Source organism: Halochromatium roseum, assembly GCF_016653315.1.
GTDB lineage: Bacteria > Pseudomonadota > Gammaproteobacteria > Chromatiales > Chromatiaceae > Lamprobacter > Lamprobacter roseus.
Genome location: NZ_NHSH01000037.1, coordinates 1 through 14,944, shown reverse-complemented (window position 1 = coordinate 14,944; position 14,944 = coordinate 1). Strand labels below are relative to the sequence as shown.

Below are 14,944 nucleotides of genomic sequence, written 5' to 3'. Positions count from 1 at the left end.
ATGATGAAGCCCAACCTACAACTCGATCAAATGTCGGTTGAGGAGAAGATCCAAACCATGGAACTGATTTGGGACTCGCTCAGCCAGGCGCCCGCCGATCTGGAGTCACCGGATTGGCACAAAGAGATCTTGGAGGAGCGGCAGCGCAAGATCGACACCGGTGAGGCTGTATTTCTTTCGCTCGACGAGTTGAAGGCACGGCGTCCACAGTGAGCATTCGAGAGATTCGGGTACTCTCCGAGGCCGCGGATGACTTGGATCTGGGACGCGCCTTCTACGAGAATCAGGAACCGTGTCTTGGAGCCTATTTCTGGGACAGCCTGTTGGCTGATATCGAGTCCCTGGTCGTCTATGCGGGCGTGCACAACCGCGTCGAAGGCTATCACCGTCTGTTGGCGAAGCGATTCCCTTACGCGGTGTACTACCAACTCGGTGCCGACGTCGTCGACGTCATTGCCGTTTTGCCCTTGCGACGCGATCCGACGTGGCTTGCAGGGGTTCTGCACGAGAGAAGCGCATGACACTCATCAAGGATCTGATTCACATCCCCGAGCGCGTTCAGCGCGGGGATTTCGTGCTCAACCTGGCGAGTGGTCTGGAGGCCGAGGCCATCGACCAGACCCTGAAGGACTATGTGGTCACGCCGCAGCTCGCGCGCTGCTTCGAGGATGCGCTGAGCTTCGTCAAGAGCACCGTCACCAGCGCCCAGAACCGCAACAAGGGCGCCTATCTGCACGGGAGTTTCGGCACTGGTAAGTCGCACTTCATGGCGGTGCTGAATCTCCTGGTGCAGGGCAATCCCCAGGCCCGCGCCATCCCGGAGCTGGCCGCATCGGTAGCCAGGCACAGCGACTGGATGCAAAGCCGCAACATCCTACTGGTGCCCTATCACATGATCGGCGCCGCGAGCATCGAGGCCGGCGTGCTCGGCGGCTATGCCCGGCACATCCGCAAGCTCCACCCGGAGGCCCCGGTGCCCGGCTTCTACATGAGCGATCGGCTGTTTGAGGACGCTCAGGGGATGCGCGGACACCTGGGCGATGAGCGCTTCTTCGCCGCGCTGAATGCCGCCGGCGGAGCGAGTGCTGGCTCGCGTGCGGGTGATGACGGCTGGGGCGATGCGGCGACTGGCTGGGACGCGGCGAGCTTCGAGGCCGTGCTCAGCGGCCAGGCCAGCGACGATGACCAGCAGGATCTGGTGAGCGCCCTAGTGCAGACCCTGTTCCGCTCCTTCGCCGATCTCGCCAATACCCAGAGCGGTGGCTACATCGAGTTCGACGAGGGCCTGCGCGTGATGACGCGCCACGCCAAGGCGCTCGGCTATGACGCCATCATCCTCTTTCTCGACGAGCTGATCCTTTGGCTCGCGAGTCGGCTGTCTGACCAAGACTTCATCAACACCCAGATCCAGAAGGTGGTCAAGCTGGTCGAGACCGGCATCCCGCGCGAGCTGCCGGTGGTGAGCTTCATTGCCCGCCAGCGCGATCTGCGCGAGTTCGTCGGCGACCAGTACAGCGGGGTCGAGCAGGAGATCCTGAGCGACTCGCTGAAATACTGGGAGGGCCGCTTCCATACCATCACGCTCGAAGACCGTAACTTGCCGGTGATCGCGCAGCGCCGTCTGCTGCAGCCAGTCGATGAGGCCGCCAAAGGCCAGATCGAGACGGCCTTCGCCCAGACCGAACGGATGCGCGAGGAGGCGTTCAACCTGCTGCTGACCAGCCAGGGCGATCGCGAGATGTTCCGCGCGCTCTATCCCTTCAGCCCGGCCCTGGTGCAGGCGCTGGTGGCGCTGTCCTCGGCGCTGCAGCGCGAGCGCACGGCCCTGAAGGTGATGCTGATGCTCTTGGTCGCGCAGCGCGAGACCCTGACCCTCGGCCGCGTCATCCCGGTTGGCGATCTCTACGATGTCATCGCCTCCGAGGCCGAGCCCTTCTCGGAGCAGATGCGACAGCATTTCGACCACGCCCGGCTGCTGTTCGAGCGCAAGCTGGTCCCGGTGTTGGAGCTGGAGCACCAGATCGGCTTCCAGGCCTTGCTGGAGCTGCCCGCCGATGATCCCAAGCGGCTGGCGTTCGACAACGATCTGCGCCTGCTCAAGACCCTGGTGCTGGCCGCACTGGTGCCCGAGGTCGAGAGCTTCAAGCAGCTCAGCGCGACCAAGCTCGCAGCGCTGAACCACGGCACCATCCGCTCGCCCATCCCCGGGCGCGAGGCGCAGACGGTGCTGCAGAAGTGTCGCAAGTGGGCCGGGCAGGTGGGTGAGATCAAGATCTCCGAGGACGCCAACCCGACCATCGGCGTGCAGCTCTCGGGCGTGGATACCGAGAGCATCCTCGAGCAGGCGCGCATCAACGACAACGACGGCAATCGTCGGCGGTTGGTGCGGGAGATGGTCTTCGAGGCCTTTGGCATTCGCGACGACAACCAGCTCTTCGTCGAGCACGACTGGCTGTGGCGCGGCACCCGGCGGCGGGTCGAGGTGCTGTTTCAGAACATCCGTGAGATCACCGACGACAGCCTCTTCGAGTCACGCGATGACCAGTGGAAGCTGATCATCGACTTCCCCTTCGACACCGGCACCTACTCGCCGACCGACGATCAGGCACGGGTGCGCGATGCCGAGGGGGCCGGTGTGCAGGCGCAGACCCTCTGTTGGCTGCCGCACTTCCTGAGCGAGGGCGCGCAGAAGAACCTCGGTAAGCTGGTCGTGCTGGAAGAAGTGCTAAAGAGCGAGGACAGCTTCAACCGCTACAGCCGTCACTTAAGCCCGCAGGACCGGGCAAGCGCGCGCACCCTGCTCGACAATCAGCGCAGCCAGTTGCGACAGCAGCTCAAGGACACCCTGATGGGCGCTTATGGCGTGGCCCAGGCATTGCCCGGCTCGCTGGACAATCCCGATCTGCTTGAATCCCAGCTCATCTCGCTGCAGCCGGGCTTCCGGCCGCGCCCGCCGCAGGGCACCACCATGGCGAAGGCCTTCGAGCAGCTGCTGGGCCAGGCGCTGGCGTTTCAGTATCCGGATCACCCCGAATTTGATGGCGAGGTGCGGTTGACCGACTTGGGCAAGGTCTTCAGCGAATTGCGCCGCGCCATCCATGCCGCCCATGGGCGCATCGATGTCGACAGCCCGCTGCGGCCGCTGATGCGCCAGATCGCCCAACCGCTCAAGCTTGGTGAGATGCACGAGCGGCATTTCATCTTCAAGGAGGACTGGCCGCAGCATCTGGCGCGCGATGCTGCCCAATCTGGGAGCGGCACGGGCGCCGACCTGACCGTCGCGGCACTGCGCGCCGCCATGGACAGACCGCACCCACGTGGTTTGCCGACGGTGGTCCAGAATCTGCTGATCTTGGTTTTCGCCGAGCACGGCCATTACGCCTTCACCTTCCACGGCGGGCCTTTTGACGATGTGAATCTCAAGGACATCCGCGACGATCTGGTGCTCATCAAGCAGGAGCTGGCTGACCCCGAAACCTGGCAACGGGCGCTGGATCAGGTCGGCGCTGTGTTCGGCCATGCGAGCAGTCCACTGCGCACGGCCAACAACCAGAATGCGTTGCAGAAGGAGGTCCAGGCCGAGATCGCTGCGCGTCTGGAGGACTGTCGCAGCTTGGTCGCGGATCTGACCCAACAGCTCAACGCCCTGGGGCTTGCGGCGACGGGCCATCGCCTGGCCAACGCCCAGCTCGCCGTGCGCTGGCTGGAGGGCCTGCAGTCGCGCGAGGGGCCGGCCCTGATCGAGGCCCTAGCGGACCTTGAGCCAGTGACCAGTCTGCCGGCCTTGGGTCGCAGCATCAACAGCGCAACACGGGTGAGCAACGCGCTCGCGGATAACAATTGGGACTTGCTGCGCGCGGTCTGGGACAGCGACGAAGGCGCGCGCATCAAGCGTGCCGTGGCGGATGCGCTGCTGGCCGACGAGTTGGTCACCTCGCTTGCAGATGCCTTGAAGCAGGCACAACGCGATGCGACGCGGCTGATTCAGCGCCCGCCTCCAGTCGATCCACCGATCGATCCTCCCATCGACCCACCTGATCCACCCGTTCGTCCGAAAGGCAAGCGCGTGCTCAAACAAGACAGCCGGCAAGGCCTGGATGTCAGCGAGGCGCGGCGTGCCCTGAAAGAGATCGAGCCGTTGCTAACAGACGGCGTCACGCTGGACATTAGCTACCAGATCATTGGGGATGCCGATGACTAAGAGGCTCTCGATCCTGCTCACGCAGCGCTTGGTGCTTGAGCCAAGCGTTGATGCTGCGCTTCATGAGCGAGCATTGTTCTAGCCGGCCGATAGATGTATAAACACATAAACACCTATCAGAGGATGGAGCTGATATGACACGTTGGAATGTAGCGGTCTCAGAAGAGACGGATCAGGCGCTGCGGATCTTCTTGGCCAGTCGAGGCGGTGGTCGCAAGGGGGATCTATCACAGTTCATCGAAGAGGCGGTGCGCGCGCACATCCTGGAGCTAAGCGCCGAGGAGGCCAAGAGGGCCAACGCAGGAATCGCCGAGCAGGACATCGCTTCCATGGTCGATGAGGCCCTTGTCTGGGCCAAGCACTGATCATGCGTGTGGTGCTGGACAGCAACATCCTGCTCAGTGCACTGATCTCTCCCCATGGTCCCCCCGACCGCATCTATCGCGCGTGGCGCGCCGCTCGTTTCGAGCTGGTGACCTCGATCACCCAGTTGGAAGAGATCCGTCGTGCCAGCCGCTACCCGAAACTGCAGGCGGTTTTGCAGCCGGCGCAAGTGGGGCTGATGGTCAACAACCTGCAACGCGCCTTGGTGCTCGAGGATCTACCGAGCGGTTTCGAGACCAGTGACCCCGACGATGCCTTTCTGCTCGCCATGGCCAAGGCCGGTGAGGCGGACTATCTTGTCACGGGCGATCGGCGGGCAGGCTTGCTCCAGCGCGGCTCGGTGGGGCGCGCGCGTATTCTGACGCCAGCCGACTTTTGTGCCGAGGTGCTGCGGCGTCACTGATCGCAGCCATCACAATGAGCGAGCAACCGAGTTTGAAGCCACGTCCCGAGGAGCCTCTGCCACAAGTCACCGCTGGGGCTCTTCCGAGCGCGGTGCTAAGGCAAGTACAGGCGATCCTGGCCAGGGATGCCGAGGCGGATCGGATTGCTGTCTTCTGGCCCGATCCGCTGCCAGCGGATGAGCGGCACCATCTGCTGTCTGGCACGCCACTGCGCCTGGTCTATTGCCCCTCGGAGCTGGCGATGCGTGAGCAACTGGTCAGGCACCGTGCGGGCGCGGAGCGTTTGGTGCTGCTGACGCCCTTCGATGAGATCCATCTCTCGAAGGACGTCCTGGCGCGGCTATGGGGCTGCGAGCCCAAGCGCATCAGCCCCTGGCGCACCCTGGAGCAGTTGCTGCGGGTACGCCAGATCGACCCAAGACTCACCACCAAGTCCTACCGCTGGATCAGCGAGGCCCTGGTCGAGGGCTTCGAGCGCTACCGCGGACGCATCCCGCTCGGCGAGGTGCTGGATCTGGAGACGGCCTGGCGCGCCCTGGCCTTGGCTTGGCTGGATTTCCGCAGCGAGACACTGGACCTGGACGCGCTCTTGGAGTGGTCGCTCGATGCGGACGCGGCAACGGCGGTGGCGGCGCTCCCCGACTCCCTGTCGGAGCATCTCGAAGACTGGCTCGGTCCGGCGCTTGGCGGGCCTGACAGCCAATTGGCGGAGCTGGTCCTAAGTCTCTGGCGGCAGGGGCACGCCGGCGACATGGTCGCCATCGGTCTCGCCTGCTCGGTGCTCTATCGCCCTGAGCTCAAGCCCGATCAGGCCTTGTTCCAGGCGCGCGGGCGTTTGCGCGAGCGTCTGCTCGGTGGCGCCGACATCAGGGACAGGACCTTGCAGGACTATGGCCAGGCCACGGTGAGCGCCATGGCGCGGCGCGCCGATCTCCAGTCGCCGCTCGGCGCCCATCGCCTGCTCCCGCATCGCGCCCTCAAGCGTCCCTTCGAGCCAGCGTTCGGCCAGGCGGAGCAGATCCTCGCCAGTCTCGACATGCTGCCGCTGGCCGAGGCATCCGATCTGCTGCCGGCGGCCTTTGGTCAGCGTCTCGACCGGCTCGCGAAGTCGCTGACCGCGGCGCTTGCCGGCAAGCCGATGTCCCCCGCGCTCGACGCCTTGGCAGACCTGCGTCGTCATCGGCTCGCCAAGGTGCGCGGCGAGCAGCTCACCACGGCCGCTCTTGCGGTGCGGGCCTGCCGTTGGCTGCAGATCGAGGAGATCGCGTCCGCGAGCCTGATGGAGGCGGTCCAAGACTATGTCACCAGCGGAGGCTATCTCGACTGGACCCGCAGTCGTCTCTGGTCGGGCGACGCCCATGAGGGACTGAGTCGGGTCTACGGCAAGCTGGTGAGGCAGGTATCGCTGCGCCGTGAGCGCTTCAACGCGCGGTTTGCGGAATCGCTGCCGGCGATTGCGCGAGGCGATCAGGCCAGTCCCTGGGTCCAGCCCATCGAGCGTGCACTGGAGGTGCTGGTGGCCCCCCTGGCCAAGCAGCAGCCGGTGCTCGTTCTGGTGCTCGATGGCATGAGCCAGGCGGTCTACCGCGAGCTGACGCAGGACGTGATGCGTCAGGGCTGGGTCGAGCTGCAGCCGGCGGATCAGAGCGGTCCCTGCTGTCTGTTAGCGGCCTTGCCGACCGTCACGCGGGTCAGCCGCTATGCCTTGCTGTCGGGAAGCTTGGGTGAGGGGACCAGCGCTGATGAGAAGAAGGCGTTCTCCGCGCATGCGAGCTTGAAGGCACTGTCATCCACTCGGTTTCCGCCCCTGTTGCTGCACAAGGCCGACCTCCAGCAGCCCGGCAGCGGCGCCTTGGCAGACGGGGTGCGCGAGGTCATCGCCGGCCGTGAGCACAGGGTCGTGGCGGCGGTGATCAACGCGGTGGACGATCACTTGAGCAGCGGCGCCCAGGTGGCGGTGTGCTGGTCAGTGGGCTCGGTCGGGCCACTGCGACAGCTCTTGGAGTCCGCGCGTGAGTCTGGTCGGCTGGTGATCCTGACGAGTGACCACGGCCATGTGTTGGACCATGATATGGCGCTGGTGAAGAGCGCTGGCGAGGCTGAGCGCTTCAAACCCGTCACTGAGTCAGTCGGGGAGGGCGAGCATCGGGTATCGGGTACACGCGTGGTGGCACCGGACCACGAGGTCGTGCTGCCCTGGTCTGAGCGTATTCGCTACGCGGCAAAGAAGATGGGCTATCACGGTGGCGGCTCGCCCCAAGAGGTTTTGGTGCCGTTTGGGGTTTATCGCAACGCAGGCGATATGGGCGAGTTCGTGGGTTGGCAGGAGGTGGCTCGGCAGACACCCGATTGGTGGAGTCTGGAAGTGGATGAACGACAGGTTCCTGTCCCCAGCCCGAAAAAGAAGGTGGCGACGAAGGCCGCGCCCGAGCAACCGCTGCCGTCAAGCAAATCGTCCAAGCGTGATGACCGCACGCTCGATCTCTTCTCCCAGCTGAGCGAGCCGGCACCGACCGCTCAAGGGGACGGTGACTGGATCGCGGCACTGCTCGGCTCACCCGTCTATGCACAGATGAAGGCCCGCAGCGGCCGGGTGCGCGTCAGCGAGACGCAGCTGCGAGCGCTCCTCGAGGAGCTGGAGGCGGCAGGCGGGCAACAGATGTCCGCGGCCGTGGCCCAGCGCCTTGGCATTCCCGAGCTGCGCCTGAACGGGCTCCTAGCCGGCGTACAGAAGCTGCTGAATGTCGACGGTTATCCTGTCCTGTCGGTCGATCGGGCGTCCAAGACGGTCCATCTCGACCTGCGATCCTTGAAGACGCAGTTCGAGCTATGAGCATCAGTCAACAGCGCCGCGCCGACATCATTGACGCGCTGCGGCGCGGCACGGTGCCTCAGTACGGACTGGACGCCCTGGCCGTGGGTCTCGCGCCCTTCGAGTCCGCCTTCGCTGCCGAGCTCGAGAGCGTCGCCCTTGGACGCGGTCAGTTCAAGGCGGTGCGCGGCGAGTACGGCAGCGGCAAGACTTTCGTCGCCCGCTGGCTGCGCGAGCGTGCGCATCGGTTGGGCTTCGCCTGCGCCGAGGTCCAGATCTCGGAGACCGAGACGCCGTTGCATCGGCTGGAAACCGTCTATCGCCGCTTGATTGAGCGACTGACGACCGCTGATTCCCCATCCGGGGCCTTTCGCAACATCGTCGAGGCCTGGTTCTTCGCGCTGGAAGAGGATGTGATCGCTCAAGGTGCAGTCGATCCTGAGGACGTTCCGGCCTTGATGCAGGCGACCGACGTGCTGATGGAGAAGCGTCTCGGTGAGGTGGTGCGCGCCGCGCCGGCCTTCGCGCTGACGCTGCGAGCCTATCGTCGTGCGCTGCTGGAGGGGCGCGAGGATCTGGCCGACGGACTGCTGGCCTGGATGGCCGGGCAGCCAAACATCGCTGCTGCGATCAAGCGCTATGCGCACATCAAAGGGGACATCGACCACTTCGGTGCCCTGAGCTTCCTGCAGGGTGTGCTGACCATCCTCAAGGATTCCGGCCACCCCGGACTGCTGCTGGTCCTCGACGAGGTCGAGACCCTGCAACGCATGCGCGGTGACGTGCGTGATAAGAGCCTGAACGCGCTGCGGCAGCTCATGGACGAGATCGACAGCGGCCGCTTCCCGGGGCTTTATCTAGTGATCACCGGGACGCCACCGTTCTTTGAGGGTCCGATGGGCGTGCAGCGTCTGCCACCCCTGGCGCAACGCCTGGCGGTGGACTTCACGACCGAGGCCCGCTTCGATAACCCGCGCGCGGTGCAGATTCGGCTCAAAGGCTTCGATGTCGATGCCCTTTGTGAAGTCGGCTGTAAGGTGCGAGACCTGTATCTGGAGGGGAAGCTCGAGGGCAGCGCTAGGGGTGGACTCGAAAGCCAGGCTGCCAACGATGCTGCCGGCGATACTGCCGGCGATACTGCCGGCGATACTGCCAGCGACGCTCGAAGCAGCAACGAGGGCAGACTTGGGCACAAGACGCGGGCGCGTATCCTGGAGGTCGTCGACGATGCCTATGTCGCCGATCTGGCCCGAGCCGTCACCGGCGCCTTGGGCGGCAAGGTCGGCATTGCCCCGCGAGTATTCCTGAAGAAGCTGGTTGGCGAGGTGCTCGATCGTGTCGATCAGCACGCCGACTTCGACCCGCGCCGGCATTATGCCCTCACCGTCGCCGACCAGGAGCTGACGGCCGTCGAACGCACGGCCCGTTCCGCTCAGCGAGCCGACGACATCGCGCTGGATCTATGAGCGTGGAGGCAGCGGTCGAGTCCGAAACCGACGCCTTCGGCCGGCTGCACCCGGCGCTGCAGCACCACATTGTCAACAGCCTCGGCTGGCGGTCGTTGCGACCGCTGCAATCTGCAGCCATTCCACCCATTCTGGGCGGCGAGCATGCGATCCTCCTGGCCCCCACCGCTGGAGGCAAGACAGAAGCAGCGGTCTTTCCGGTGCTCTCGCGCATGTTGACCGAGCCTTGGGACGGCCTCAGCGTGCTCTACATCTGCCCGATCAAGGCGCTGCTCAATAACCTCGAGCCACGCCTGGCCCACTATGCCGGGCTGGTCGGCCGGCGTGTTGCGCGCTGGCACGGCGATGTCAGTCCGGCGCGTAAGACCAAGCTCCTCGCCGATCCACCGGATCTCCTGCTGACGACACCCGAGTCGCTGGAGGTCACGCTGATCTCGCGCCGGGTCGACCACTGGCGGTTGTTCGCCGCGCTGCGCTGCGTCATCGTCGACGAGATTCACGCCTTTGCCGGTGATGACCGCGGTTGGCACCTGCTGTATCTGCTTGAGCGGCTCAGCCACATTGCGGGTCGCGAACTGCAGCGCTTGGGGCTCTCGGCGACGGTTGGTAATCCGCAGCAGCTCTGCGATTGGCTGGCCGGCGATCGTTGTTCTGTGCAAGGAAGTCCACGCTCTGTCATCAACCCACCGACGGAGGCCGGACCCGCACCCGAAGTCGAACTGGACTGGGTCGGCAACCTGCGCAATGCCGCACTGGTCATCTCTCGGCTGCATCGCGGCGAGAAACGCTTGGTCTTCTGTGACAGCCGAGCACGGGTTGAGGAACTAGCGATCGAACTGCGGGCCTTGGGCGTCAGTACCTTCGTCTCGCACAGCTGCCTCAGCCTCGAGGAGCGCCGTGCCGCCGAGACGGCTTTCAGCCAGGGTCAGGACTGTGTCATCGTCGCGACCAGCACATTGGAGCTGGGGATCGACGTCGGCGATCTGGACCGAGTGATCCAGATCGACGCGCCGGGAACCGTCGCATCCTTCCTGCAGCGGCTCGGGAGGACCGGGCGTCGCCAGGGGACGGCTCGCAACTGCCTGTTCCTGATCACCAAGGAGGAGGCCTTCCTGCCGGCGGCGGCGCTGCTGCAGTTGTGGGACGAAGGCTTCGTCGAGCCCATCCAACCGCCAGCACTGCCGATGCATCTCTTTGCACAGCAGATCATGGGGCTGGCACTGCAGGAATCCGGCATGACTGCGGCCGATTGGCCGGACTGGCTGGGACGCCGGCCAGGCTTGGAGCGGACTGAGCCGGGCCTACTCGAGCAGATCCTCGACTTCATGCACGCGACCGAGATCCTGCATGCCGACCAAGGCCTCTTTGGCATCGGCCAGTCCGGCGAGCGCCAGTTCGGCGCCAAGCACTTCATGGACCTGTTCTCGGTCTTCGTCAGCCCGCCCTCGGTCAAGGTCTTTCACGGGCGCCAGGAGATCGGCGAGGTCCATCAGTCGACCTTTATCGTGAGAGAGGAGGGACCCGCCTTACTCACGCTCGCAGGTCGTTCCTGGGCGACCAAATATGTCGACTGGCCGAGGCACAAGGCCTATGTGGAGCCGACCGAGCTGCGTGGGCGCTCGCAGTGGCTCAGTGCTGGCCAGCCGTTACACTTCGCGCTCTGTCAAGCGGTGGCCCGTGTCCTCACGCGCGATGATCCGCCCGTCGCTTTCTCACGCCGTGCGCTGGAGCACATGGACGGATTGCGCGAGGTTTTCGATTGGGTCGAACCCGGTAAGACCTTCCTCATCGCCTACGCGCACGACAGCCTCCTTTGGTGGACCTTTGCTGGTCGGCTCGTGAATGCCGCGATCGCCGATGCGTTGGCTGGTGAGGCGAGCAAGATCAGCGCGGATAACCTCGCGATCAGCTTCAGTGGAACCGTTGATCTGGAGTCGCTGAGGGACGCCATTGCAGAGAAGGTCTTGAGCGATGACGCCGAGATCCGGCTACCGCTCGATGAGGACTTCATCGCCGAGCTGAAGTTCAGCGAATGCTTACCGACAGCGTTGCGAGAGATGGAAATTGCAGCGCGCTATGACAGCTCTGAGGCGATTGCCCTGCTGCGCCACCAGCCGTTGGAGACGATGTTTTGCGCCAATACATCGACAAGGGGATAGACCCAACAGTCGTGTCATGAAGAGCCATCTGGCCTGTATAGTTCGCTAAGCCATTAAAAAATATTGGCTGTGGCAAAAACTTGGATTTTTTCGACAAATCACAGGAAGGCCGAATAATGCGGTATTTCGCGTCGCAAAAGTCAGTCGCAAAAACCAGAATTATCGCGATAAGTTCCGCGACGGCGGTCTCTTGGCAACAATGGCTGCTGGTCACGTAACTGTTGGGTCTACCCCTACAACGACAGCATCAAGCCAAGCGAGGACGCCTGGCGCGACTGCGCGACGGTCTTGGTTCGCCGGGATGTGGAGAATCTGATGCGCAAAGGCTGGGGTGGGTGACGTGGACGATCATGCCGAGTCGATCATGAAGACCGCTTTCCCTTTTTAAGAGTCAGGTTCATCCTCGGACTATGAAAATCAATTTCACCAAGAAAGAGTACCAACTGTTGGTTGAGATGATTCTCGCCGCCGACTGGATAATCCGTGGCTATGACGATGTGCCCTGTGCAGCGACCAAGTCCTACGATGACCTGCGAAAGAAGCTGCTGTCCCACCATCAGGAGATGGGCATGGAGGATGCCTTTGTGTATGACCCGGACCAGGACGACTACTTCGAGACCAGGGTCTACGAGGACCGGGCGGCGCACTTACGCTTCATCGACCTGTACGACGAGCGGACGTTCTGGAGCTTGCTGACGAACAAGCTAGCGGCTCGGGATCTCGCGGCAGAGCAGGCCCAGGCGGACACCTCCGGGGCACTCACCGAGGAGCAGCGATCGCTTAGGTTTTTCGAGAGACTCGCAGGCTACGAGGAACTCTTTGCCGAGCGGGGTCTCGAGGCCCTGCGGATCGCGCCCAAGACCGCTGGATGTCATTGAGATGATCATGGACATCGAGACCAACCTGCTGCGAAAGCTTGATCCTCCACGCTTCCCGAACATGAGCCTGCCGATGGCGGCGATTCTGGGCTTCGTGCTGGAGCGCCAGTTCACGACGCCAGCGCTAGCCGATGTGCAGCTGACCCCGGATGGTCATGTGCTGGGTTGGCCAGCGGAGGAGGAGGGCGTCGGGCATAGCCTGCATCTGGGTGTCGCGGCGGACCTACGGGCGAATCTGAGCCGCCTGGGCATCGCTGCTGGTCTCGAGCAGGAGGAGTGGTCGCGATTCGCAGAGCGGGTCCGCACACGGCTCAGCCTGGAACTGGGTCCAATTCCAATGGCCGGCGAAGGTGATGGAGGTGGTGTGTGACGCCACCGAGAAGCCAGGATTGATAGGAACCACGCCCGCCCATGAGCAATACCATTTTCGATAGCGGTAAAGAACCGCTCGCGCGCCTGCTTGACGAGGCCGTCGAGGGCGAGCTTCAACTGCCGGACTTCCAGCGTGGCTGGGTCTGGGACGACCAGGGTATTCGCAGCCTGTTGGCATCGATCTCGCAATCGTTTCCGGTCGGCGCGATCATGACCTTGCGCACCGGAGGAGAGGTGCGCTTCCAACCCCGACCGCTCGAGGGACTGAGCTTCGGCAACCCGCAACCGCAACCGGAGCGGCTGTTGCTCGATGGCCAGCAGCGTCTCACCTCGCTGTTCCAGGCCACGCGGCTCAACCAGGCCATCGAGACGCTGAACGCCCAGCGCCGTGCCATCAAGCGCTGGTACTACATCGATATGCTCAAGGCGCTCGACCCCGCGGTAGATCGCGAGGAGGCCATCGTCGGTGTGCCTGAGGATAAGAGGATTCGGACTAACTTTGGCCGCGAGATCCAGCTCGACCTCTCGACGCCGGAGCATGAGTACCGGCACCTGATGTTCCCAGTGAACCGGGTCTTCGATGAACGCGACTGGGAAAACGCCTTTGAGGATTTCTGGGGACAGCAGCTTAAAGACGATCCCGATCAGGAGCGCGCGCGACGGCGCCTCTTTCGCCAGTTCCGCGACGGTGTGGTCGAGGCCTTCCGCTCCTACTATGTGCCGGTCATCACCCTGGAGCGCGAGACCACCAAAGAGGCCGTCTGCCTGGTCTTCGAGAAGGTGAACACCGGCGGTAAGAAGCTCGACGCCTTCGAGCTGCTCACCGCCATCTATGCTGCCGATGACTTTCAGCTGCGCCACGACTGGCTTGGCGATCAGAAGACCGGCCAGATCGGCCGCGCCCAGCGGCTAGCGGTTCACGAAGCCTTGTGCCAACTGCAGAGTACCGACTTCCTGCAGGCGATCTCACTGCTGCACACGCTCGAGGTGCGCGAGGCAGCGGCTGCCGCCGGCAAGGAGGGCAAGGAACTACCCCAGGTGAGCTGCACTCGGCAAGTGATGCTGAATCTCCCGCTGGCCGCCTACAAGCAGTGGGCCGATGCGGTCGAGGCGAGCTTCCTGCAAGCGGCCAAGTTCCTACAGATGCAACGGATCTTCTGGCGCAAGGATGTGCCCTATCTAAGCCAACTGGTCCCGCTGGCGGCCATCATCGCAAGACTTGGAGATCGCTGGGAGCAAGACGGCGCTCGTCAGAAGATCAGCCGCTGGTACTGGTGCGGTGTCTTCGGCGAGCTGTACGGCTCAACCGTCGAGAGCCGTTTCGCCAAGGATGTGCAGGAGGTGCCCCTCTGGATTGAGGACGAGCGCATGACCCCATCGACTATCCGGGACGCCAACTTTGCCCAGGAACGACTCTTCACCCTGCGTACGCGATTGGCCGCAGCCTACAAGGGTCTCCATGCCTTGCTGATGCGTGAGGGCTGTGAGGACTTCCGATCTGGACAACCCTATGAGCTCACCTCGTTCTGGGACGAGCGCGTCGACATCCATCACATCTTCCCGCGCGACTGGTGCAAGAAGCAGCACATTGAGCCTGGCCGCACCGACTGCGTGGTGAACAAGACACCGATCTCGGCGCGCGCAAATCGCATCATCGGTGGCGTGGCGCCCTCGGCTTACCTCAAGAAACTCCAGCAGGATGCCAAGATCAGCGATGCGCGTTCACGGCAGATCTTGATGAGCCATCTGATCGATCCGGATGCCCTGTTCAGCGACAACTTCGAACACTTCTTTCAGCAGCGCGAAGAGGCCCTGATTGGGCTGATCGAGCAGGCGATGGGCAAACGTGTTGCGCGTGTCAGCGCGCCGGATGAGCCCATGGGCGAGGTGATGGAAGAAGAGGAGGGTGTTTCGGCGTGATAGCGCTCCTGAGTCAAGTCGCTGACAAGGACACACTACCGGAACCAGAGGGGAAGACATGCAGAGTTTCAGTGTCGCTGATGACAAGACCCTGATCGACCTGATTCGTAGCGCCAAACAGCGCCTGGTGTATGTCGCGCCAGGCGTTTCGGAACCAATCGCGGAGGCTATCGCTGAGCGCCTGCCTGAACAGGGCTCTCTCAATGTCTCGGTGATCTTGGCACGGCAAATCCGTTCTAGCCAACGGGAGCTGTTTGGGCAGCACGGGGGTTGGAGTTCGCTGTCATACCCAGGTAGTCGAAGACACGGCGGACCTTGCGGGCAAGCTTATCAATGGTTGCCGAGACG

General features: G+C 63.5%; 11 protein-coding genes. All 11 read left to right on the top strand.

All coding sequences use genetic code 11. The annotated features are described in order from the left end of the window. Window positions 1-3 precede the first annotated feature (3 nt). The 11 genes from CCR96_RS03595 to CCR96_RS03540 all read left to right on the top strand — a co-directional run bounded on the left by CCR96_RS03595 (window position 4) and on the right by CCR96_RS03540 (window position 14,596). Window positions 4-213 (top strand): addiction module protein, encoded by a 210-nt coding sequence (locus CCR96_RS03595; protein WP_201217443.1) that lies wholly within the window; start codon window positions 4-6, stop codon window positions 211-213. Beyond that, window positions 210-521: a type II toxin-antitoxin system RelE/ParE family toxin gene (locus CCR96_RS03590; protein ID WP_338035800.1), complete on the top strand. Its 312-nt coding sequence runs from the start codon at window positions 210-212 to the stop codon at window positions 519-521. Before CCR96_RS03595 ends, CCR96_RS03590 begins: the two co-directional genes overlap by 4 nt. Next, entirely contained in the window at window positions 518-4,201 is a 3,684-nt protein-coding gene (locus CCR96_RS03585) for a BREX-2 system ATPase PglY family protein (protein WP_201217441.1), read from the top strand. The genes CCR96_RS03590 and CCR96_RS03585 overlap by 4 nt, the downstream gene beginning before the upstream one ends. Window positions 4,202-4,335: 134 nt before the next feature. After that, window positions 4,336-4,566 carry a ribbon-helix-helix domain-containing protein gene (locus tag CCR96_RS03580; RefSeq protein ID WP_201217438.1) on the top strand — a complete coding sequence of 77 codons (231 nt, stop codon included), beginning with the start codon at window positions 4,336-4,338 and terminating at the stop codon, window positions 4,564-4,566. A gap of 2 nt (window positions 4,567-4,568) precedes the next feature. Further along, entirely contained in the window at window positions 4,569-4,988 is a 420-nt protein-coding gene (locus CCR96_RS03575) for a putative toxin-antitoxin system toxin component, PIN family (RefSeq protein ID WP_201217436.1), read from the top strand. 14 nt (window positions 4,989-5,002) lie between these two features. Beyond that, the gene (gene pglZ / locus CCR96_RS03570) at window positions 5,003-7,822 is read left to right on the top strand and encodes a BREX-2 system phosphatase PglZ (protein ID WP_201217433.1); all 2,820 of its coding nucleotides are present in this window, start codon (window positions 5,003-5,005) and stop codon (window positions 7,820-7,822) included. Next, window positions 7,819-9,267, top strand: a complete 1,449-nt coding sequence (gene brxD, locus CCR96_RS03565) for a BREX system ATP-binding protein BrxD (protein WP_242518426.1) — start codon at window positions 7,819-7,821, stop codon at window positions 9,265-9,267. Before pglZ ends, brxD begins: the two co-directional genes overlap by 4 nt. After that, complete coding sequence (locus CCR96_RS03555; RefSeq protein WP_201217426.1) at window positions 9,264-11,426, top strand: DEAD/DEAH box helicase; 2,163 nt, start codon at window positions 9,264-9,266, stop codon at window positions 11,424-11,426. The genes brxD and CCR96_RS03555 overlap by 4 nt, the downstream gene beginning before the upstream one ends. A gap of 410 nt (window positions 11,427-11,836) precedes the next feature. Further along, window positions 11,837-12,304, top strand: coding sequence for a hypothetical protein (locus CCR96_RS03550; RefSeq protein ID WP_201217419.1), 468 nt, complete (start codon window positions 11,837-11,839; stop codon window positions 12,302-12,304). A 7-nt stretch (window positions 12,305-12,311) separates the two neighbouring features. After that, window positions 12,312-12,674: a hypothetical protein gene (locus tag CCR96_RS03545; protein ID WP_201217416.1), complete on the top strand. Its 363-nt coding sequence runs from the start codon at window positions 12,312-12,314 to the stop codon at window positions 12,672-12,674. Window positions 12,675-12,715: 41 nt separating this feature from the next. Continuing rightward, window positions 12,716-14,596 (top strand): GmrSD restriction endonuclease domain-containing protein, encoded by a 1,881-nt coding sequence (locus CCR96_RS03540; RefSeq protein WP_201217413.1) that lies wholly within the window; start codon window positions 12,716-12,718, stop codon window positions 14,594-14,596. Window positions 14,597-14,944: the final 348 nt, after the last annotated feature.

Bases quoted from the DNA above. Each gene is read 5' to 3' on its own strand.
- CCR96_RS03575 (WP_201217436.1), top strand. From the start codon at position 4,569: ATGCGTGTGGTGCTGGACAGCAACATCCTGCTCAGTGCACTGATCTCT.
- pglZ (WP_201217433.1), top strand. From the start codon at position 5,003: ATGAGCGAGCAACCGAGTTTGAAGCCACGTCCCGAGGAGCCTCTGCCA.
- CCR96_RS03545 (WP_201217416.1), top strand. From the start codon at position 12,312: ATGGACATCGAGACCAACCTGCTGCGAAAGCTTGATCCTCCACGCTTC.
- CCR96_RS03580 (WP_201217438.1), top strand. From the start codon at position 4,336: ATGACACGTTGGAATGTAGCGGTCTCAGAAGAGACGGATCAGGCGCTG.
- brxD (WP_242518426.1), top strand. From the start codon at position 7,819: ATGAGCATCAGTCAACAGCGCCGCGCCGACATCATTGACGCGCTGCGG.
- CCR96_RS03540 (WP_201217413.1), top strand. From the start codon at position 12,716: ATGAGCAATACCATTTTCGATAGCGGTAAAGAACCGCTCGCGCGCCTG.
- CCR96_RS03595 (WP_201217443.1), top strand. From the start codon at position 4: ATGAAGCCCAACCTACAACTCGATCAAATGTCGGTTGAGGAGAAGATC.
- CCR96_RS03550 (WP_201217419.1), top strand. From the start codon at position 11,837: ATGAAAATCAATTTCACCAAGAAAGAGTACCAACTGTTGGTTGAGATG.
- CCR96_RS03585 (WP_201217441.1), top strand. From the start codon at position 518: ATGACACTCATCAAGGATCTGATTCACATCCCCGAGCGCGTTCAGCGC.
- CCR96_RS03555 (WP_201217426.1), top strand. From the start codon at position 9,264: ATGAGCGTGGAGGCAGCGGTCGAGTCCGAAACCGACGCCTTCGGCCGG.